Raw genomic sequence first — 22,857 nt, 5'->3', positions numbered from 1 at the left:
CCCCAGCTACCGCTGGGAGGTGCCCCCTGACGGGCTGAAATCAGCCCCTCCGGCGCTTGAGGAGCGGGGTCTGGGGCGGAGCCCCAGTTGCGGGAAGGGGCGGGGGGAAACATCGATATGCGGCTCCGCCGCGTGGCCCGCCGCAGGCGTACGCGTACCGTCGGACACCCCTTGGGCGGCACGTTTCGGCGGCGCGAGGGACGGTGCGGTCCGGGGCGGACGCGGTCGGTCACAGACCGCGTTCGGTGAGCCAGTTCTCGATGGCCTCGGTGGTCTCGGGGAGGTGGTGCTCCATGATCGTGAAGTGGTCTCCCGGGGTGGTCCGGGCGGTGTGCGGGAAGGGCCAGGACGCGCGCCACGCGTCGCCCTCGAACCCCTCGTCCTGGTGGGGCATGGGCTCGGCCGCGCTGAGGAAGAACGTCGGGCTCTGGACGGGCCGCAGGACGCACTCCTCCATCAGCAGCGCGTTGTAGCGCCCGCTCGCCGAGAGCTTGGCGCCGGTCAGCGCGAAGTCGCCGAGCAGCTGCTCCCGGGAGTCCAGGCCCTCGTTCAGCGCGATGTGGGTCTTCTCGGAGAACTGGTGGGTGGCCTCGAAGGTGTCGAGCAGCACCACCGCGCCCGGCGGCAGCCCCGCGCCCTCGGCCCGCTCCGCCAGGGCGTAGGCGAGCAGCCCGCCCATGGAGTGGCCGACCAGGACGTAGCGCTCGGTGCCGAGGGCCGCGCGCAGCTGATGGAGGTGCAGCTCGATCAGGGCGTCGAAGCTGTCCGCCACCAACTCGCCTTCGAGGTAACCGGGGTTGACCAGCGAGAGCACATCCCGCCTGCCCTCGAACATCTGCGCCATCATCCCGTACTGGATCGGCCCGGCGGTGGCGGTGATGGCGGGCAGACACACCAGCGTGGCCCGGGTGCCGTCGCCACTCGCCATCTTCACCGGCGGGAGGATGTGGCCGGCGGCGTCCTCGGCGGTGAAGGACGGCCGGAGCCGACCCGCGGCCTGGATGAGCGCCATGCCCACCGACTGGGCCCGGCCGCTGGCGTATGCCTGGTGGTAGAGGGTGGTGAGGCTGTCATAGGGGTCCGACTCCGGGGCCGCGGTGGCCTTCGCGAGCTCCAGCTCGATGGCGGACGGCGGCGCGGAGCCGTCCGGCGCGGTCGCGGGGGCTGTTTCGGGGGCGGCCTGCTCCGGTGCGGCCTGGCCCGGTGTGGTCTGCTCCGGGGAGGCGGATTCCTCGGCCACGAGGGCGCTCGGCCGGGTGGCGGCCCGGCTGTCCACCAGCGTGGCCAGGTGCCCGGCGAGCCGGTCCACGGTCGAGTGCTCGAACGTCGCCGTGGCCGACAGCCGGAGCCCGAGCAGCGTGGCGAGCCGGTCGCGCAGATCGATCCCGCGCACCGAGTCCATGCCGAGCGCCAGGAACTCGGTGTCCGGGCCGATCTCCGCGCCCGCCTCGTGGTGGAGCACCGCGCGCAACTGCTCCCGGACGAGGTCCGCCAGCAGCCGCTCCCGCTCCTCGGACGCGACGTCCAGGACGCGCTGGGCGGCGGCGGTGTCCTGCGTCCGGGTGCCCGGCCGCTCGCGGCGTACGGGTCGGGCCGCACGCTCCTCCGCGGCAGCCCGCAGCCGGTCCGCGGACACCGGCCGCAGTGTCAACTCAGCGATATGCGCGAGGGGTTGACCGTCGTCGCCCGTGAGATGGACGCCGATGGCATCCGATCCGACGGCGGACAGCCGCACCCGTACGGTGGCGGGCGGGGCGGTGTCCGGGGCGGAGTGCGGCCGGACGCCGGTCCAGGAGAACGGCATCCGGATCGGCGCACCCGCCGACTCCGCCTGGTCGAAGAACCCGCCGAGACCGATCGCGTGCAGGGCGGTGTCGAGCAGCGCGGGGTGCAGCGCGAAGCCGTCCACCGGCCCGCCACCGGCCCCCTCGCCCAGCGCCACCTCCGCGAAGACGTCCCCGTCGCGCCGCCAGGCCGACCGCAGACCGCGGAAGGCCGGGCCGTAGTCGAAGCCGTCGGACGCCAGCCGGTCGTAGAAGCCCGTCAGGTCGACCGCGCGGGCCCCGGGCGGCGGCCAGACGGCCGCCATCTCCGCGAACGCGCCCGTGCCACCACCCTCCTGACCGTCGTCCGGGCCCGCCGGATCCGGTGCCACGACGGCCCGCACATGGCAGGTCCAGCCCGCCGCCGTGTCCCCGGCCTGCGACGTGCGGCGGGAGTGCACGGTGAGCTCCCGCCGGCCCTCCTCATCGGGCTCGCCCACCTGGATCTGGAGCTGCGCCGCGTCGGCGGCGGGCAGGAACAGCGGTTCCCGGAGGGTCAGTTCGGGCAGATACGGGCAGCCGACCGTACGCCCCGCGTACAGCGCCCAGTCGAGGAACACACTGCCGGGCAGCACCACACCGCCCAGCACCGCGTGGTCGGCGAGCCAGCGGTGAGTGGTCTGCGACAGCCGCGCGGTGAACAGCACCGTGTCGCTCCCGGCCGGGGTCACCGCCCCCGCCAGCAGCGGATGGTCCACCGCCGTGAGCCCGGCGCCGCCCGCGTCCCCGGTGGGCTCGGGCGCGTCCAGCCAGTACCGCCGCGCGCGGAAGGCGTACGTCGGCAGATCGACGGGCCGCCCGCCCGCGAACGCGGTCGCCCACGCCACCGCGCCTCCGGCCACGAACAGTTCCGCGAGCGCCGTGAGCAGCCGCTCCCGGCCGCCCTCGTCCCGCCGCAGCGTCCCCACCACCACGGCCGCGCGGTCCGCCGAGGTGCCCTGCGGCGTCCGCTCGATCCGCTGCTCGATCCGCTCTTCGACCGTCTGCTCGATCCCGGGCACCAGTACCGGGTGCGGGCTCACCTCGATGAACACCGTGTGCCCGGCGTCGGCCAGGGCACGGGTCGCCTGCTCGAACCGTACGGTCTCGCGGAGGTTCCGGTACCAGTACTCCGCGTCGGCACTCGCACCGTCGAGGAGGGCGCCGGTCACCGTCGAGTACATCGGCACCTCGCCGGGGCGGGGCGTGAGGGGCGCGGCCAGCTCCAGCAGCCGCTCCCGGATCCGTTCGACCTGCGGGGTGTGCGAGGCGTAGTCCACCGGGACGCGGCGCGCTCGTACCCCGTCCCGTTCACACGCCGCCATCAGCTCGTCCAGCGCCGCCGCGTCCCCGGCGACCACGGTCGAGCCGGGCCCGTTCACGGTGGCCACGCAGATCCGCTCGCCCCAGGGCGCCACCAGCTTCCCGGCCTCGTCCACCGGCACGGGCAGCGAGACCATGCCGCCCCGGCCCGCCAGTTCGCTCCCGATCAGCCGACTGCGCAGCGCGACGACACGGGCGGCATCGTCCAGCGAGAGCACCTCCGCGACACACGCCGCCGCCAGCTCGCCCTGCGAATGCCCCACCACCGCGGCGGGCTCGACCCCATGGGACCGCCACACCCGCGCCAGGGACACCATGACCGCCCACAGCACCGGCTGCACCACATCGACCCGGTCCAGCGACGGCGCGCCGGGGCGTCCGCGCACCACATCGAGCGGCGACCACTCGACATACCGGGCCAGTGCCCGGGCGCAGGCGTCGAACGACTCGGCGAACTCCGTTGAGGCGTCGAGGAGTTCGGCCGCCATCCCGGCCCACTGCGAGCCCTGCCCGGGGAACACGAACACCGGCCCCGACCGGTCGGCGGAGAGGGGCCCGTCGGTGGACGCGCCCAGCACCACACCGGTGGCCGGTTCGCCGCGGCCGAGCGCCGCCAGCCGGTCAAGGAAGTCCTCCCGGGTGCGGCCGATCACCACGGCGCGATGGCCGAAGACGGCCCGGGACAGCAGCGAGCGGGCCACATCGACGGGCACCGGATCCGGGTCGGCGGCCAGCCGCTCCCGCAGTCGGCGGGCCTGTTCGCGCAGGCTGTCGGCGCTCTTCGCCGAGAGCACCCACGGCACCGCCACCGGCGTCGGCTCAGCGGCGATGTCGGTGTCCGGTGCCTCCTCCAGAATCACATGGGCGTTGGTGCCGCTGATGCCGAACGACGACACCGCGCCGCGCCGAGGCGCATCGGCCGAGGGCCAGGGCTCGTTCTCGGCGGCGAGCCGCAGCGCCCCGGCCGTCCAGTCCACCCGCTCGGTGGGGCGTTCGGCGTGCAGGGTGCGGGGTACGACGCCGTGGCGCAGGGCCAGCACCATCTTGATGACGCCCGCGACCCCGGCCGCCGCCTGGGTGTGGCCGAGGTTGGACTTCACCGAGCCCAGCACCACCGGCCGGTCGGCGGGCCGGTCCCGGCCGTACGTGGCGAGCAGTGCCTGCGCCTCGATCGGGTCCCCCAGCGACGTCCCCGTGCCGTGCGCCTCGACCACGTCCACATCGGCCGCCGTGAGGCCCGCGTTCGCCAACGCCTGCCGGATGACGCGCTGTTGGGCCGGACCGCTGGGCGCCGTGAGGCCGTTGGACGCGCCGTCCTGGTTGAGCGCGGAGCCCCGGAGCAGCGCCAGCACCCGGTGGCCGTGGCGGCGGGCGTCGGACAGCCGCTCGACCACCAGCATGCCGACGCCCTCGGCGAAGCCCATCCCGTCGGCCTCGGCGGCGAACGCCTTGGAGCGCCCGTCGGGGGCGAGCCCGCCGACCCGGCTGAACTCGACGATGGGCCGCGGGGTCGACATCACCGTCACCCCACCGGCCACCGCGAGGCCGCATTCGCCCTGCCGTACCGCCTGCGCGGCCAGGTGCAGCGCCACCAGGGACGAGGAGCACGCGGTGTCCACGGTGATGGCCGGGCCCTCGAGTCCGAGGGTGTAGGCCACCCGGCCGGTGGCCACGCTGCCCGCGCTGCCGTTGCCGAGATAGCCCTCGAAGCCGTCGGCCAACTGCTCGGGGAAGCGCGTGGCGTAGTCGTTGTAGATCAGCCCCGCGAAGATCCCGGTCTGGGTGGCGCGCAGTGCGGTGGGGTCGATGCCCGCGTGTTCGAACGCCTCCCATGTGGTCTCCAGCAGCAGCCGCTGCTGGGGGTCCGTGGCCAGCGCCTCACGGGGCGAGATGCCGAAGAACTCGGCGTCGAAGTCGGCCGCGTCGTACAGGAAGCCACCGGCTTGTGCGTAGTCCCCGTCCCCGGGCGCGCCGGGGCGGCCCAGCTCGGCGTGCCAGCCGCGGTCGTCGGGGAAGGGGCCGATGGCGTCCCGCCCTTCGGCCAGCAGCCGCCACAGCTCCTCGGGCGAGCGCACCCCGCCGGGGAAGCGGCAGCTCATCCCGACGATCGCGATCGGGTCGTCGTCATCGGCGGCCGTGGCCGCACGGGCGGCCGGGGCGGGGAGAGCGGGCCCGGCGGCGGTGGTCCCGCCGTCCGGCGCCAGGAGCCGCAGCAGCTCGGCCACCAGCGCGGCCGGGGTGGGGTGGTCGAACACGGTGGTCACCGGAAGCCGCAGGCCGGTGGCCGTGCCGAGCCGGTTGCGCAGCTCCACGGCGGTCAGCGAGTCGAAGCCCAGGTCCCTGAAGGAGCGGTCCCCGGCCACCGCGTCACCGCCCGTATGCCCGAGCACCACGGCGGCCTGGGCCCGTACGAGGTCGCTCAGCGTGCGCTCGCGGTCCGCCGGGGGCAGCGCGGCCAGGCGATCCCGCAGCCCACCGCCGGTGGCCGTGTTGGCGGCGCCGCGCCGGACCGTCGTCGTACGGACCAGTCCGCGCAGCAGCGGCGCGGGCTCGCCGTGGCGGCGCAGGGCGGCCACGTCCAGCCGCATCGGAACGCTGAGCGCGCGGGGCGCCCGTATGGCCGCGTCGAAGAGTGCCAGCCCCTGGTCCGTGGTGAGCGGCCGCACACCCTGACGGCGCATCCGGTCCAGGTCGGTGGCGGCCAGGCCACCGGTCATCGCGCCGCGTTCGCCCCACAGGCCCCAGGCGAGCGCGTGTGCGGGCAGGCCCTGGTCACGGCGGTGCCGGGCGAGGGCGTCCAGAAACGCGTTGGCGGCCGCGTAGTTGCCCTGGCCCGCCGAGCCCAGCACCCCGGCGGCGGAGGAGAAGAGCGCGAACAGCGCCAGGTCCCGGTCCCGGGTCAGCTCGTGCAGATACCAGGCCGCGTCCGCCTTGGGGCGCAGCACGGTGTCCAGCCGCTCGGGGGTCAGCGCGGAGACCACACCGTCGTCCAGCACCCCGGCCGCGTGCACCACACCGCGCAGCCCCGGCAGGCCGTCCAGCAGCGCGCCCAGCGCCGTGCGGTCGGAGACATCACACGCCACCACCCGGGCCGTCGCGCCCAACTCGCTGAGTTCCGCGTTGAGTTCGCGCGCTCCGGAGGCGTCCGGCCCCCGGCGGCCGGCGAGGACGAGGTCGGTGACGCCATGGCGGGTGACCAGATGCCGGGCCACCGCCGAGCCGATGACCCCCGTGCCACCGGTGATCAGCACGGTGCCGTCAATCGTCTCCTGGGGAGGAGTGAGCACCACCTTTCCGGTGTGGCGCGCCTGGCTGACGTGGCGGAACGCCTCCCGCGCCCGGCGGGTGTCCCACGCCGTCACCGGCAGTGGCGCCAGCACACCCGCCTCGAACAGCTCGGCGAGATGGGCCAGCATCGCGCCCAGCCGCTCCGCCCCGGCCTCGGCGAGGTCGAACGCCCGATAGCCGACGCCCGGCCATCGCGCGGCCACCTCATCGGCGTCCCGGACATCCGTCTTGCCCATCTCGATGAACCGGCCACCGCGCGGCAGCAGCGTCAGCGAGGCGTCGATGAACTCCCCGGCCAGGCAGTTCAGTACGACATCGACGCCCCGGCCATCGGTCGCGGTCAGGAAGCGGTCGGCGAACTCCGGGGTGCGCGACGACGCCACCCGCTCGGGCGGAACGCCCATGCCCCGCACCACGGGCCACTTCGGCTCGCTCGCGGTGGCGTACACCTCGGCCCCGAGATGGCGCGCCAGCCGCACCGCCGCCATCCCCACGCCCCCCGCGGCGGCGTGCACCAGAACCGACTCGCCCGCGCGCACCCGGGCCAGCTCGACCAGAGCGTAGTACGCGGTCAGGAACGCGGCGGGCACCGACGCCGCCTGCGGAAACGTCCAGTCGTGGGGCATCTTCACGACCATCCGGGCGTCGGCCACCGCCACGGGGCCCGCATACGCGCCCGACACCAGACCCATCACCCGGTCGCCCACCGCGAGGCCGTCGACACCGGGGCCGACCTCCAGCACCACACCGGCGCCCTCGGCCGCGAAGAGCCCCTCATCGCTGGGCACGACGCCCAACGAGGCAAGGACATCACGGAAGTTGACGCCCGTGGCACGCACCGCGATCCGCACCTGGCCCGGGGCCAGGGGCTCCTCGACCCCGGGAGCGGGCACCAGCCGCAGCCCCTCCACGGTGCCTCCGGTGTCCAGGTCCAGGCTCCAGGCCCCTTCGGGGGCCGCCAGTATTCCGGCGTCCGACGGCGAGACCCGGCCCAGCCGTGGCACGGACACCGCTCCGGCGCGCACCACGAGCTCGGGCTCACCGGTGGCGAGGGCGGCGGTCAGCGCGGCCGTGGACTCGGGCGCACCGTCCAGATCCACCTGCGCGAACCGGCCCGGGTGCTCCGAGCACACCGAACGCCACAGCCCCCGCACCCCGGCCGACGCCGGCTCGGCCCGCTCACCCGGGAACGCGGCCACCGCGCCCCGGGTCACCAACACCAGCCGGGCGCCGTCGAGTTCGGGGTGGCTCAGCCACTCCCGTACCGTCTCCAGCACGGCCGCCAGGCGCCCGCGGCTGGTGGCGGGCACGTCGGCGACACCGTCCGGGGCCTGCGCCGGGAGAGCGGGCAGCACCACCAGCGGGGGCAGCGGTGTGCCGGTGCGTACGGCGGCGAGGAGCGCGGCCACGTCCGCATGGACGGGGGCGTCGGGGGCGTCGGACAGAGCGGTGCCGAGCGCCGCCATGGGCTCCGTGGCCTCGGACGGCCGGAGGGGCAGCGGCGCCCATGTGACCTCGAAGAGCGCGTCCGGGACCGTCCCGGTGGCGAGCGTGAGCGCGTCGGCCGTCAGAGGCCGCGAGACCACCTCGTCGAGGGTGAGGATCGGCAGACCGGCGAGATCCGTCAGTCGCACCGAGATGCCGCCCGGCCCGGTGGGCGCTATGCGGACCCGGGCGACGGTGGCGCCCGTGGCATGCAGCCGCGCCCCGGAGAACGACAGCGGCATCATCCGCTCCGTCTCGCCCTCCAAGAGCGCCACCAGCCGCGTCTGGAGCGCCGCGTCCACCAGCGCCGGATGCACACCGAACCGGTCCGCGTCACCGGCCGCCGACTCCGGAAGCCGCACCTCGGCGAGCGTCTCCTCGCCCCGGCGCCATACGGCGCGCACGCCCTGGAACACCGGGCCGTAGCCATAGCCGTGGTCCGCCAGCCGCTCGTAGAACGCGTCGATGTCCACCGGCTCCGCGCCGGTGGGCGGCCACTGGGCCTCGACCTCCGGCTCCGCGTCCGCGTCCCTGTGCTCGTCGCCGGGCGACGACGCGGACGCCGTCAGTGTCCCCGTGGCATGACACACCCAGTCCGCCGGATCGTCGTCCGGCCCCGGTCGGTGCGGCCGGGAGTGCAGCCGTACGGCGCACGCGCCCCGCTCGTCCGCCGCGTCGATGCCCACCTGGATGTCGAGGGCGGTGTCGTCGGACGGCACGGTCAGCGGGGTGTGCAGCACGAGTTCGTCCAGCCGTTCGGCGCCCACGTGCTGCCCGGCCCCCAGCACGAGCTCCAGCAGGGCCGCGCCCGGCACCAGGACCCGGTCCAGCACCATGTGGTCGGCCAGCCAGGGATGGGTAACGGTGGAGATCCGGCCCGTGAACACGAACCCGCCGCCCTCGGCCATGCTCACCCCGGCCGCCACCAGCGGATGCCCCACCACGGAAAGCCCCGCGCCCGCGAGATCGCCGACCCACTCGGCCGCCGAAAGCCAGTAGTGGTGGCGTTGGAAGGGGTAGGTGGGGAGGTTGGTGGGGGTGGGGGTGGTGGGGGTGAGGATGGTGGGCCAGGTGGGGGTGAGGCCGTGGGTCCAGAGGGTGGCGAGGGAGGTGAGGAGTTGTTGGGTGTCGCCGTGGTCGCGGCGGAGGGTGCCGGTGGCGTGGGCGTTGGTTTCTTGGATGGCGGTGGTGAGGACGGGGTGGGGGCTGGTTTCGAGGTAGAGGGTGTGGCCGTGGGCTTGGAGGGTGTGGAGGGTGTCGTGGAAGCGGACGGTTTGGCGGAGGTTGCGGTACCAGTACTCGGCGTCGAGGGTTTCGCCGTTGAGGGGGGTGGCGGTGACGGTGGAGTACAGGGGGATGTCGCCGGTGCGGGGGGTGATGGGTGCGGCGAGTTGGAGGAGCTGTTCCCGGACGCGGTCGACGTGGGGGGTGTGGGAGGCGTAGTCGACGGCGATCGCACGGGCCCGGATCCCGGTGGCCTCCGCTTGCGCCATGACGTCGGTGAGCCCGGCGGGGCTTCCGGCGATGACGGTGGAGGAGGGGCCGTTGATTGCGGCGATCCAGACGTCGTCGTGGCCGGTCAGCAGGTCGTGTGCCTGGTCGGCGGAGGCGGTGAGGGAGACCATGCCGCCGTGTCCGGCCAGTTCCCGCGCGATGAGGCGGCTGCGCAGGGCCACCAGCCGTGCGCCGTCGTCGAGGGTGAGCACACCGGCCACGCATGCGGCGGCGATCTCGCCCTGGGAGTGGCCGATGACGGCGGAGGGCTCGATGCCGAGCGAACGCCACACCTGGGCCAAGGACACCATGACGGCCCAGAGGGCGGGCTGGACCACATCCACCCGGTCCAGCGCGGTGTCGTCCGAGGTTTCGCGCAGGACGTCGAGGAGATTCCACTCGATGTGCGGGGCGAGGGCCTGGGCGCACCGGTCGATGGATTCGGCGAACACCGAAGAGGCGGCGAGCAGGTCGGCGGCCATACCGACCCACTGCGACCCCTGCCCCGGAAAGACGAACACCGCACCGGACGGTGGCTCTTCCGGGGCCACTCCGCTGACCACATGGGTGGCGGGCTCACCGGTGGCGATGGCGTCCAGCCCGGCCAGGAAGGTGTCCCGGTCGGTGGCCACGACCACCGCGCGGTGGTCGAGCGCGGCCCGGTGCCGTGCGAGCGTCCAGCCGATGTCGGCGAGGTGCCGGTCACTCGTGGCCGCGAACGTCAGCAGTTGTGCGGCCTGTGCTCGTAGCGCGGTTTCGGAGCGTGCGGAGATCACCCACGGCAGCGGACCTTCCGTGGGCGTGGATTCGGGCGTCGTGTCGACCGTCGGGGCCGCTTCGAGGATCACATGGGCGTTGGTGCCGCTGACCCCGAACGACGACACCGCCGCGCGGCGTGCCCGTTCCGCCTCGGGCCAGGGCGCGTTCTCCGTCACCAGCTCCACCGCGCCGGAGGCCCAGTCCACATGCGGCGTCGGCTCGTTCACATGCAGGGTGCGCGGCACCACGTCATGGCGCATCGCCATCACCATCTTGATCACACCGGCCACGCCCGCCGCGGCCTGGGTGTGGCCGAGGTTGGATTTCACCGATCCCAGCAGCGCGGGGCGTTCGGCGGGCCGGTCCTGGCCGTACGTGGCGAGCAGCGCCTGCGCCTCGATGGGGTCGCCCAGCGCCGTGCCCGTCCCGTGGGCCTCGACCACATCCACCTCGGACGAGGCCACGCCCGCGTCGGCCAGCGCGTCCTGGATCACCCGCCGCTGGGCGGGGCCGTTGGGCGCGGTGAGGCCGTTGGAGGCGCCGTCCTGGTTGACCGCGGTGCCCCGGATCACGCCGAGCACCTGGTGGCCGTTGCGGCGGGCGTCGGACAGCCGCTCCACGAGCAGCAGTCCCACGCCCTCCGCCGCGCCCATGCCGTCCGCGGCGGCGGAGAACGCCTTGCACCGGCCGTCCCGGGCCAGCCCCCGCTGCCTGCTGAACTCGGTGAACAGATCCGGTGTGGACATCACGGCGACACCGCCGACGACCGCCATCCCGCACTCGCCGTTCCGCAGCGCCCGCACCCCCAGATGCAGCGCCACCAGCGACGACGAACACGCGGTGTCCACGGTGAGGGCCGGGCCGGTCAGCCCGAAGGTGTAGGCGATGCGTCCGGAGACGACACTGCCCGCGACACCGGTCATGGCATGGCCCTCGACCTCCTCCGGGATCGCGGGCAGCCGGCTGCCGTAGTCATGGAAGCTGGCGCCGACGAACACCCCGGTCCGGCTGCCACGCAGCGACGCCGGATCGATGCCCGCTCGCTCGAACAGCTCCCAGGAGGTCTCCAGCAGCAGCCGCTGCTGGGGGTCCATCGCCAGCGCCTCACGCGGTGAGATGCCGAAGAAGGAGGCGTCGAACTCGCCCGCGGTGTGCAGGAATCCACCCTCGGCGGTGTACGAGGTGCCCGGCCGTTCGCCGTCCGGGTCGACCAGCCCCGCCAGATCCCAGCCACGGTCGACCGGGAACCCGGAAATGGCGTCACCGCCGCCTTCGACGAGCTCCCACAGCGCCTCGGGCGAGGCCACTCCGCCGGGGTAGCGGCAGCTCATCCCGACGATCGCCACCGGCTCGGCGGCCGCCGACTCCGCCACCCGCAGTTGCGCCCGCGTCTCCTTGAGCTCCGCGGTGACCCGGGTCAGATAGTGGCGGAGCTTGTGCACATCGTCCATGTCGGGGCTCCATGCGAGAAGTCGGCGGTGGGAGGTGGGGAGGGCGGAAGGACCGGGTGGTCAGCGGGCCGGGCGGCAAGGGATCAGGAGATCCCGAACTCCTTCTCGATGTAGTCGAAGAGCTCGTCGTTGGTGGCCGCTTCGAGATCGTCGGATGTCACCGGCTCCTCGGCGCTGTCCACGGTGTCCACATTGCCGACGGAGTCCATGGCGTCCACGACGGACCGGAGCAGTCGGCGCAGCCGGTCGGCGATCTCGGAACGGGCGGGGGCGTCGCTCGGCAGCGTGCCCAACAGCCGTTCCAGGCGGTCGAGTTCGGTGGTGCCATCGCCGGTGGCCGCTGGGCCGTCGCCGTCCGGGCCGTCGTCGATGCCGGTGAAGAGCTGGGTGTGCAGATAGTCGACGAGCTCGGCCACGGTCGGGAAGTCGAAGATCACGGTGGCGGGCAGCCGGAGCCCCGTGACGCTCCCGAGCCGGTTGCGCAGCTCCACCGCGGTGACCGAGTCCAGGCCGAGCTCCAGGAACGGCCGTCTGGTGCCCACGGCCTCGGCCGAGTGATGGCCGAGGACGGCGGCCACCTGGCCGCGTACGGCCTCGAGGAGCCGCCGGTCGCGCTCCTCGGGCTTCGCGTCGGCGAGCCGGTCGCGCAAGGCCGCCACCGTACCGCCCGTACCGCCCGTACCGCTGCCGCCGCCCGGCGCCCCGGCCCCCGCACCCTCGGCCGCGCCGAGCGCCCGCCGGGCCTCGGGGATCTCATCGAGGAGGTGGCTGGGGCGGGCGGCGGTGTAGGCGTGGGCGAAGCGGTCCCAGTCGATATCGGCGATCACCAGAGCCGTTTCGTCGTCCGCCAGTGCCGCCTCCAGCGCGAGGAGCGCCGACTCCGGCGGCAGCAGCGGTATGCCATGGCGCAGCCGCAACTCGGTCACCGCGTCCCGTTCGGCCATACCGCCCTGCGCCCAGGAACCCCAGGCCACGGAGGTGGCCACCAGGCCCTGTGCGCGGCGGTGGCGAGCCAGGGCATCCATGTAGGCGTTGGCGGGCGCGTAGTTGCCCTGACCCACCATGCCCACGGTGCCCGCCAGGGAGGAGAACAGCACGAACGCGGACAGCTCCAGGTCCCGGGTCAGCTCGTGCAGCCGCCACGCCGCATCGGCCTTCACCCGCAGCACGCGGTCCACCTGCTCGGGGGTGAGGGAGGTGATGGCGGCGTCGTCCAGGACGGCCGCCGTGTGGAATACCGAGGTCAGCGGGTACGCGGCCGGAATCGAGGCCAGGAGCGCGCGGAGCGCGTCGGCGTCCCCGACATCGCAGGCCGCCACGGTCGCCTTGGCCCCGGAGGCGGTCAGCTCGGCCACCAGTTCGGCCGCCCCCGGCGCGGTGGCCCCGCGACGGCTGACGAGCAGCAGGTGCTCGGCGCCACGGGCCGCGAGCCGACGGGCCACCTGGCTGCCGAGGGCCCCGGTGCCACCGGTGATCAGGACCGTACCCGGGCCGGGGGACCAGCCGTCATCGAGCACATCGCGGAGGCGCGGTGCCCTGACGATACGGCGTCCGAGGATCCCGGTGGCGCGGACCGCGACCTGGTCCTCGTGGCTGTCGGCGGCCAGTACGGCGCAGAGCCGGGTCGTGGTCCGTTCGTCCAGCTCCTGAGGCAGATCCACCAACCCGCCCCAGCGGGTGGCGAGTTCCTGTGCCGCCACCCGGCCCTGGCCCCAGACCAGCGCCTGCGCCGGGCCGGTCAGCGGGTCGTGGTCGCCGACGGACACCGCGCCCTGGGTGACACACCACAGCGGCGCGAACAGCCCTGCCGCCTCAAGGCCCTGGATCAGCCGCAGGGTGCGGTGCGGCCCGGCGGCCTCGTCGCGGGCGAGCAGCGAGAGCACGCCGACGACGGGTGCGGTGGGGCGCGCCGTGGCGTGTGCGGTGAGGCTGGCCAGAGTGTCGGCCCAGCGGCGCGGATCGTCGGGCGCCACGACCACCGTTTCCACCGTGGCCCCGTGCCGGTCCAGCGCCGTGGCGACCGCCTCGTACAGCGCATCGTCCTTCTGGTCGGGCGCCAGGACGACGAGCCAGGTGCCGGACAGCGTGGGCGCGGTGGTGTCGGGCAGCGGCTTCCAGCCCTCGCGATACCGCCACGCGTCCATCGTGGACGCCGCGCTCTGCCGTCGATGCCACGCCGACAGCGCGGGCAGCAGGGTCGTCAACTCCGCCTGGGATTCCTCCAGCCGCAGGGTCCGAGCCAGCCCTTCCAGGTCCTCGCGCTCCACGGCCTCCCAGAAACCGGTGTGCGGGTCTGAACCCGTTGTGGCGTCGGCGCGGTGTCGGCCGGGGGCTGCGGAGTCCAGCCAGTAGTGGTGGCGTTGGAAGGGGTAGGTGGGGAGGTTGGTGGGGGTGGGGGTGGTGGGGGTGAGGATGGTGGGCCAGGTGGGGGTGAGGCCGTGGGTCCAGAGGGTGGCGAGGGAGGTGAGGAGTTGTTGGGTGTCGCCGTGGTCGCGGCGGAGGGTGCCGGTGGCGTGGGTGTTGGTTTCTTGGATGGCGGTGGTGAGGACGGGGTGGGGGCTGGTTTCGAGGTAGAGGGTGTGGCCGTGGGCTTGGAGGGTGTGGAGGGTGTCGTGGAAGCGGACGGTTTGGCGGAGGTTGCGGTACCAGTACTCGGCGTCGAGGGTTTCGCCGTTGAGGGGGGTGGCGGTGACGGTGGAGTACAGGGGGATGTCGCCGGCGCGGGGGGTGATGGGTGCGGCGAGTTGGAGGAGCTGTTCCCGGACGCGGTCGACGTGGGGGGTGTGGGAGGCGTAGTCGACGGCGATCGCACGGGCCCGGATCCCGGTGGCCTCCGCTTGCGCCATGACGTCGGTGAGCCCGGCGGGGCTTCCGGCGATGACGGTGGAGGAGGGGCCGTTGATTGCGGCGATCCAGACGTCGTCGTGGCCGGTCAGCAGGTCGTGTGCCTGGTCGGCGGAGGCGGTGAGGGAGACCATGCCGCCGTGTCCGGCCAGTTCCCGCGCGATGAGGCGGCTGCGCAGGGCCACCAGCCGTGCGCCGTCCTCCAACGAGAGCACACCGGCCACACACGCCGCGGCGATCTCGCCCTGGGAGTGGCCGATGACGGCGGAGGGCTCGATGCCGAACGAACGCCACACCTGGGCCAAGGACACCATGACGGCCCAGAGGGCGGGCTGGACCACATCCACCCGGTCCAACGCGTCGTCCCCGGTCGCCCGCAGCACATCGAGCGGATCCCAGTCGACATGCGGAGCGAGAGCTCGGGCGCATTGGCCGATCGACTCGGCGAACACCGCTGACGATTCGAGCAGTTCGGCGGCCATGCCGACCCACTGCGACCCCTGACCCGGGAAGACGAACACCGCACCGGACGGTGGCTCGCCCGAAACCACTCCGCTGACCACATGGGCGGCGGGCTCACCGGTGGCGATGGCGTCCAGCCCGGCCAGGAAGGTGTCCCGGTCGGCGGCCACGACCACCGCGCGGTGCTCCAGCGCGGCCCGGTGCCGTGCCAGCGTCCAGCCGATGTCGGCGAGATGCCGATCGCTCGTGGCCACGAACGCGCGCAACTGCGCTGCCTGCGCCCGTAGCGCGACCTCCGAACGCGCCGAGATCACCCACGGCAGCACACCGTCCGTGGGCACGGACCGGGAGGTGGTGTCCGCCGCCGGGGCCGCTTCCAGAATCACATGGGCGTTGGTGCCGCTGACTCCGAACGACGACACCGCCGCGCGCCGTGCCCGTTCCGCCTCGGGCCAGGCCGTAGTCTCCGTCACCAGCCGCACCGCGCCGGAATCCCAATCCACCTGCGGCGTCGGCTCGTCCACATGCAGGGTGCGGGGAACGACACCGTGGCGCAGGGCCAGCACCATCTTGATGAGGCCCGCGACCCCGGCCGCCGCGCCGGTGTGGCCGACGTGGGCCTTCATCGAGCCCAGCAGCGCGGGACGTTCGGCGGATCGGCCCTGGCCGTACGTGGCGAGCAGTGCCTGCGCCTCGATGGGGTCTCCCAGCGCCGTACCGGTCCCGTGTGCCTCGATCACGTCCACATCGGACGGCGTGAGACGTGCGTTCGCCAACGCCTGCCGGATGACGGCCTGTTGGGCGGGGCCGTTGGGCGCGGTGAGGCCGTTCGAGGCACCGTCCTGGTTGACCGCCGTGCCACGGATGACGGCCAGCACCTGGTGGCCGTTGCGGCGGGCCTCCGACAGCCGTTCGACCAGCAGCACGCCCACGCCCTCCGCCCACGCGGTGCCGTCCGCCGCCGCCGCGAAGGGCTTGCAGCGGCCGTCGGGGGCGAGCCCGCGCTGATGGCTGAACTCGGTGAACACACCCGGTGTGGAGATCACCGAGGCGCCGCCCACGAGCGCCATGCCGCAGTCACCGTTGCGCAGCGCCTGTACGGCCAGATGCAGTGCCACCAGCGAGGACGAACACGCCGTGTCCACCGTGACGGCCGGTCCGGTCAGCCCGAAGCTGTAGGCGATCCGGCCCGATGCCACGCTTCCCGCCGCTCCGGTGAAGAGATAGCCCTCGGCCCCCTCGGTGTCGGCGCCCTCACCGCCGTAGCCGTGCGGTACGAGACCGATGAACACCCCGGTGCGGCTGGAGCGCAGCGACAGCGGGTCGATGCCCGCGTGTTCCAGCGCCTCCCAGGAGGTCTCCAGCAACAGCCGCTGCTGGGGATCCATCGCCATCGCCTCGCGCGGCGAGATGCCGAAGAAGGAGGCATCGAAGTCGGCGGCGTCCGGGAGGAATCCGCCCTCGTGGACATAGCTGCTGCCGGGGCGTTCGGGATCGGGGTGGTAGAGCGCGTCCAGATCCCAGCCGCGGTCCGCCGGGAACGCGGAGAGCGTGTCCTGGTCGGACAGCAGCAGCCGCCACAGGTCCTCGGGCGACCGTACGCCCGTGGGGAAACGGCAGCCCGTGGCGACGATCGCGATCGGCTCGTCCAGGGCGGCCGCCCCCGGCACGACCGGCGCGACGGCGCCCGGCGCGTACGGGCCCGTTCCGGCGGCGTCCCCGCCCGCGATCCGGTCCAGCAGATGCCGGGCCAGTGCCAGGGGCGTCGGATGGTCGAAGACGACGGACGGCGCGAGCGCCACGCCCGTCGCCCCGGCCAGCCGGTTCCGCAGCTCCACGGCGGTCAGCGAGTCGAAGCCGAGGTCCCGGAAGACCTTCCGCGTCTCCACCTCGTCCACCGAGGCCAGCCCCAGCACGGCGGCCGCGTGGCGGCACACCTCGTCCAGCACCACCCGCAGCCGTGGCGCGCCCTCGGCCGCTTCGGCCACCCGGCGCGCGAAGCCGTCGAGCGCCTCGGGCCCCTCGGTGGCCACGGTGGCGGACGGCAGCTCGACCCGCAGGGCGGAGCCGGGGCCGACGGGCGCGAGCCAGTAGCGCTCGCGCTGGAAGGCGTAGGTGGGCAGATCGACGGGGGTGTCACCGCCGGGTGCGAACACCTCCGTCCAGTCGGGGGCCACGCCATGGGCCCACAGGATGGCGAGGGCGCTGAGGAGCTGCCGGACGCCACCGTGGTCGCGGCGCAGGGTGCCGGTGGCGAGCACGGGCTGGTCGGTGGCGTGGCCGGTCTCCTCGACGGCGGTGGTGAGGACGGGGTGGGGGCTGGACTCCAGGAAGAGGGTGCGACCGTCGGCCAGCGAAGTCCGCAGCGTGTCGTGGAAGCGGACCCGCTCGCGGAGGTTGCGGTACCAGTACTCGGCGTCGAGGGTCCCGCCGTCGATGGGGGTCGCGGTGACGGTGGAGTACAGGGGGATGTCGCCGGCGCGGGGGGTGATGGGTGCGGCGAGCTCAAGGAGTTGCTCGCGGATGTGTTCGACGTGCGGCGTGTGGGACGCGTAGTCGACGGCGATCGCACGGGTCCGGATCCCGGCGGCCTCGGCCCGTGCCGTGGCCTCGGCGAGTCCGGTGGGGCTCCCGGCGATGACGGTGGAGGAGGGGCCGTTGATTGCGGCGATCCAGACGTCGTCGTGGCCGGTCAGCAGGTCGTGTGCCTGGTCGGCGGAGGTGGCGAGGGAGACCATGCCGCCGTGTCCGGCCAGTTCCCGCGCGATGAGGCGGCTGCGCAGGGCCACCAGCCGTGCGCCGTCCTCCAACGAGAGCACACCGGCCACACACGCCGCCGCGATCTCGCCCTGGGAGTGGCCGATGACGGCGGAGGGCTCGATGCCGAGCGAACGCCACACCTGGGCCAAGGACACCATGACGGCCCAGAGGGCGGGCTGGACCACATCCACTCGGTCCAACGCGTCGTCCCCGGTCGCCCGCAGCACATCGAGCGGATCCCAGTCGATATGCGGGGTCAGTGCCTGGGCGCAGCGGTCGATGGACTCGGCGAACACGGGCGAGACGTCGAGCAGTTCGGCCGCCATGCCCACCCACTGCGACCCCTGACCCGGGAAGACGAACACCGGACCGGCGGCCGACCCGGCGGCCACCCCAGTGACCACATGAGCGGAGGGCTCACCGGAGGCGATCGCGTCCAGCCCGGCCAGGAAGTCGTCCCGGTCCCCGGCCACCACCACCGCACGGTGTTCCATGGCGGCCCGCCGCGTCGCCAGCGCGTACGCGATGTCCGACGGTGTGGCGTCGGAAGCGGCGGCGAACGCACCCAGCCGGGCCGCCTGCGCCCGCAGCGCGGCGGGCGACCGGCCCGACACCACCCACGGCAGCACACCCTCCGTCTCGACGAGCCGATTGGCGGGACGAGGGGCGCGGGAGGGGGCGGGGACGGGGGCCGGTGGGGCCCCTTCCAGGACCACATGGGCGTTGGTCCCGCTGATGCCGAACGACGAGACTCCGGCCCGCCGCGCCCGTCCGGCCTCCGGCCACGGGCGCTCCTCCGCCACCAGCTCCACACCACCGGAGGCCCAGTCCACGTGCGGCGTCGGCTCGTCCACATGCAGCGTGGCGGGGACGACACCGTGGCGCATCGCCATGATCGTCTTGATGACGCCCGCGACTCCGGCCGCCGCCTGGGTGTGGCCGATGTTGGACTTCACCGATCCCAGCAGCGCGGGCCGGTCGGCGGGCCGGTCCCGGCCGTACGTGGCGAGCAGCGCCTGTGCCTCGATCGGGTCGCCGAGCGCGGTGCCCGTGCCGTGCGCCTCGATCACATCCACATCGGACGCCGACACGCCCGCGTCCGCCAGCGCCTGCCGGACCACCTGCTCCTGGGAGAGGCCGTTGGGCGCGGTGAGGCCGTTGGAGGCGCCATCCTGGTTGACCGCCGTGCCACGGATCACGCCGAGCACCCGATGGCCGTTGCGGCGGGCGTCGGACAGCCGCTCCACCAGCAGAAGCCCCACGCCCTCCGCCATACCGGTGCCATCGGCCCCGGCCGCGAACGCCTTGCACCGGCCGTCGCGGGCCAGCCCGCCCTGGCGGCTGAACTCGGTGAAGATTCCCGGGGTGTTGAGGACGGTGACCCCACCGGCCAGGGCCAGCGAGGACTCCCCCCGCCGCAGCGACTGCACCGCCAGGTGCAGGGCCACCAGCGATGACGAGCAGGCCGTGTCCAGGGTGATGGCGGGCCCGGTGAGCCCGAGCAGATAGGCGATACGGCCGGAGGCGACACTGGCGGTCTTGCCGGTGAGGAGATAGCCGTCCACCGCCTCCGGTGCCTCGTGCAGCCGTGGCCCGTACTCCTGGTCCATGGTGCCGACGAACACACCGGTACGGGTGGCGCGCAGCGCGTCGGGCGCGATGCCCGCCCGTTCCAGCAGCTCCCACGAGGTCTCCAGCAGCAGCCGCTGCTGGGGGTCCATCGCCAGGGCCTCGCGCGGGGAGATACCGAAGAAGCGGGCGTCGAAGTCCGTGGCCCCGTCGATGAATCCACCGCTCCGGGCGAAGCTGCTGCCGGCGCCCTCGGTGCCGTGCAGCCGCTCCAGATCCCAGCCGCGGTCGTCCGGGAACGGCGAGATGGCGTCCCGTCCGTCCGCCACCAGCCGCCACAGGTCCTCCGGGGAGCGCACCCCACCGGGGAGGCGGCAGCTCATCGCGATGATGGCGATCGGCTCGTCGGCGCCGGTGGCGACCTCCGGGGCGGAGGGGGAGGAAGGACCGGCGGCGGTGGCGGCGAGGTGTTCCGCGAGCCTCGCCGGGGTCGGGTGGCTGAAGAGCGCGGCGGGGGAGAGGCGGGTGCCCAGCGTGGCGTTGACGCGGTTGCACAGATCGCTGAGGGAGATCGAGTCGAAGCCGAGGTCCTTGAAGGTCCGTCCGGGGTCGAGTTCGGCCACCGTCGTATGTCCGAGGACGGCGGCGGCCTGGGCCCGCACCTGATGAACCACATCACGGCCCACGGCCCCCGGGGCGCCCGCGGCTCCCGGCGCGACATCCGTGGCCGCCGTGGACGCCACGGTGTCGAACCAGTGGCGTCGCCGCTGAAAGGCACGGCCGGGCAGCTCGGTCCGGCGGGCGCCGGTCCCGGCGAACACCCGCTCCCAGTCCGGGGCGGTTCCCCGCACCCACAGCTCGGCCAGCGAGAGCAGCAGCCGCTGGGTGCCGCCCTCGCCCCGGCGCAGGGTGCCGACGGCGAGACCGCCCGTGTCCTGGACGGCGGTGGTGAGCACCGGGTGCGAACTGCTCTCCAGGAAGAGGGAGTTGCCATCCGCGATCAGGTTCTGGACGGTGTCGTGGAAGCGGACCTGTTCGCGGAGGTTGCGGTACCAGTACTCGGCGTCCAGCGCCTCGCCCGCGATGGGGGCGGTGGTGACGGTCGAATACATCGGAATGTCCCCGGCGCGCGGGGCGATCGGCGCCGCGAGCCGCAGGAACTCCTCGCGGATCGCCTCGACATGCGGGGTGTGCGAGGCGTACGCCGTGGCCACCGTGTGGTGACGCAGCCCGGCGGCCTCCGCCCTGGCCGTGACCTCGGCCAGCCCCTCCGGGCCGCCCCCGACCACCGTCGCGCCGGGGCCGTTGACCGCGGCGATCCAGACGTCGTCCCGGTCCGCGAGCAGCTCGGCCGCCCGCTCCTCCGACGCGCCGATGGACGCGAGACCGCCCCGGCCGATCAGCGCCCCCGCGATCCGGCTGCGTACGGCGATCAGCCGGGCACCGTCCTCCAGCGACAGCGCTCCGGCCACGCACGCGGCCGCGATCTCGCCCTGCGAGTGGCCCACGACGGCCGACGGGACGACACCGAACGAACGCCACACCCGCGTCAGTGAGACCATCACGGCCCAGAGCGCGGGCTGCAACACCTCCGCGCGCTCCAGCGCGGCGCCGTCCTCGGCCTCTCGCAGGACCTCGAGGAGGTCCCAGTCGGTGTGCGGGGCCAGGGCCCGGGCGCAGCGGTCGATGGATTCGGCGAACACGGGTGAGGCGTCGAGCAGTTCGGCGGCCATGCCGACCCACTGGGAGCCCTGCCCCGGGAAGACGAACACCGGACCCGTGTCCGACTCGCCGGCCACCCCATTGACCACCTGGGCGGACGGCTCACCGGAGGCCAGCGCGTCCAGCCCGGCGAGGAACCCCTCGCGGTCCCCGGCCACCACCACGGCACGGTGCTCCAGGGCCGTCCGGTGCTCGGCGAGCGACCATCCGATATCGGCGGGGGAGACGTCGCCGTCCGCGGAACCGTCCGCCGAGCCGTCCGTCGAACCGCCCGCCACGAACGACCGCAACCGGGCCGCCTGCGCCCGCACCCCGGCCGGTGTCCGGCCCGAGATCACCCACGGCAGTACGTCACCACCCCACGCGCCCGCAACGCCTTCGGCCGCACTCGTGGCGAGTGAGCCCACCGGGGCCCGCTCCACGACGACATGGGCGTTGGTCCCGCCGACGCCGAACGACGACACCCCGGCGATCAGCGGCGCCTCCGGGCGCGGCCACGCCGACAGCTCGGTCTGCACCCGCAGATTCCACTCCTCCAGCGGAATCGCGAGGTTGGGGGAGCGGAAGTTGAGGCTGGGCGGGAGATGCGCCGCCTTCAGGGAGAGCAGGGCCTTGATCAGGCCGGTGATCCCCGCGGCCCCTTCCAGATGGCCCACGTTCGTCTTGGCGGACCCCACCAGCAGCGGACGGTCCTTCGTCCGCGCGGCGCCGATCGCCTCGGCCAGCGCCGCCGCCTCGATGGGGTCGCCGACGGGCGTGCCGGTGCCGTGCAGTTCGACGTACTGCACCTCGTCGGGGCCGACCCCGGCCGCGGCGTACGCCCGGCGCAACACCTCCGCCTGGGCGGTCCGGCTGGGGGTGGTGAGACTGTCCCCGCCGCCGTCGTTGTTGACCGCGCCGCCGCGCAGCACCCCATGGATCCGGTCGCCGTCGGCGAGCGCGCGGGCGAGGGGTTTGAGCAGCACCAGACCGCCGCCTTCGCCCCGGACGAAGCCGTTGGCCCGGGCGTCGAAGGTGAAGCATGTGCCGTCGGGGGAGAGCCCGCCGAAGCGTGCGGCGCTCAGCGCGCCGTCGTACGCGAGATTGAGGTGGACACCGCCCGCGAGCGCGGTGTCGCATTCGCCGTTGCGCAGGCTCTGGCAGGCCGTGTGCACCGCGACCAGCGAGGACGACTGGCCCGAGTCCACCACCATGCTGGGGCCGCGGGTGCCCAGCAGATACGAGAGCCGGTTGGCGATCATGCCGCGCTGGAGGCCGGTCAGAGTGTGATGGGTGACCGCGGAGTCGCCGCCGTGCCGCCGCAGCAGTGTGGCGTAGTCGTCGTTGATGGCGCCGACGAACACCCCCGTCCGCCCTTGGGCGAGCCGGGCCGGGGTGAGGCCCGCGTCCTCCAGGGTTTCCCAGCCCAGTTCGAGCATCAGCCGCTGCTGGGGGTCCATGGCGGCGGCCTCGCGCGGCGATATGCCGAAGAAGTCGGCGTCGAAGTGGTCCACCGCGTCGAGGAAGGCGCCGAATTCCGTCCCCGCTTCGGCTCCGGCTCCGGCCCCGGACCCGCCGTCGGATTGGCGCGGAGTCCATCGGTCTTCCGGTACGGAAGTGACCGCGTCCCCGCCCTCGCTGAGCAGACGCCAGAATTCCTCGGGCGTCCTGGCCCCCGGTAAACGACAAGAGAAACCGATGACCGCTACCGAATCATGGACATCGTGATGCCATGGCGAATCGGCGACTGTGGACAACTAGGTACACTCCCCCGTGACCTGGTGACCTGACCCATTTATCGCGCGTGAAAAACAAAGATCAACTGCCGCGAAGGTACCTCAGCGTCGGACAGGTGCGCAAGCATGTTCGGGCGTCGCTGTCCGAGGACAGGTGCCCCTGGTCACAAGGCGGTTGAAGGC

1 protein-coding gene and 1 pseudogene are annotated in these 22,857 nt (G+C 73.7%); both read right to left on the bottom strand.

From position 1 onward, the window contains the following. Positions 1–310: 310 nt before the first annotated feature. Positions 311–11,593: pseudogene (locus ACZ6TD_RS13605) on the bottom strand (SDR family NAD(P)-dependent oxidoreductase); the annotation flags it as partial. 92 nt (positions 11,594–11,685) lie between these two features. Then, entirely contained in the window at positions 11,686–22,695 is an 11,010-nt protein-coding gene (locus ACZ6TD_RS13600) for a type I polyketide synthase (RefSeq protein WP_471353888.1), read from the bottom strand. Positions 22,696–22,857: the final 162 nt, after the last annotated feature.

Source organism: Streptomyces yongxingensis, assembly GCF_055597465.1.
The sequence above is the reverse complement of the archived record's forward strand: the minus strand, read 5'-3'. Positions and strand labels throughout refer to the sequence as shown.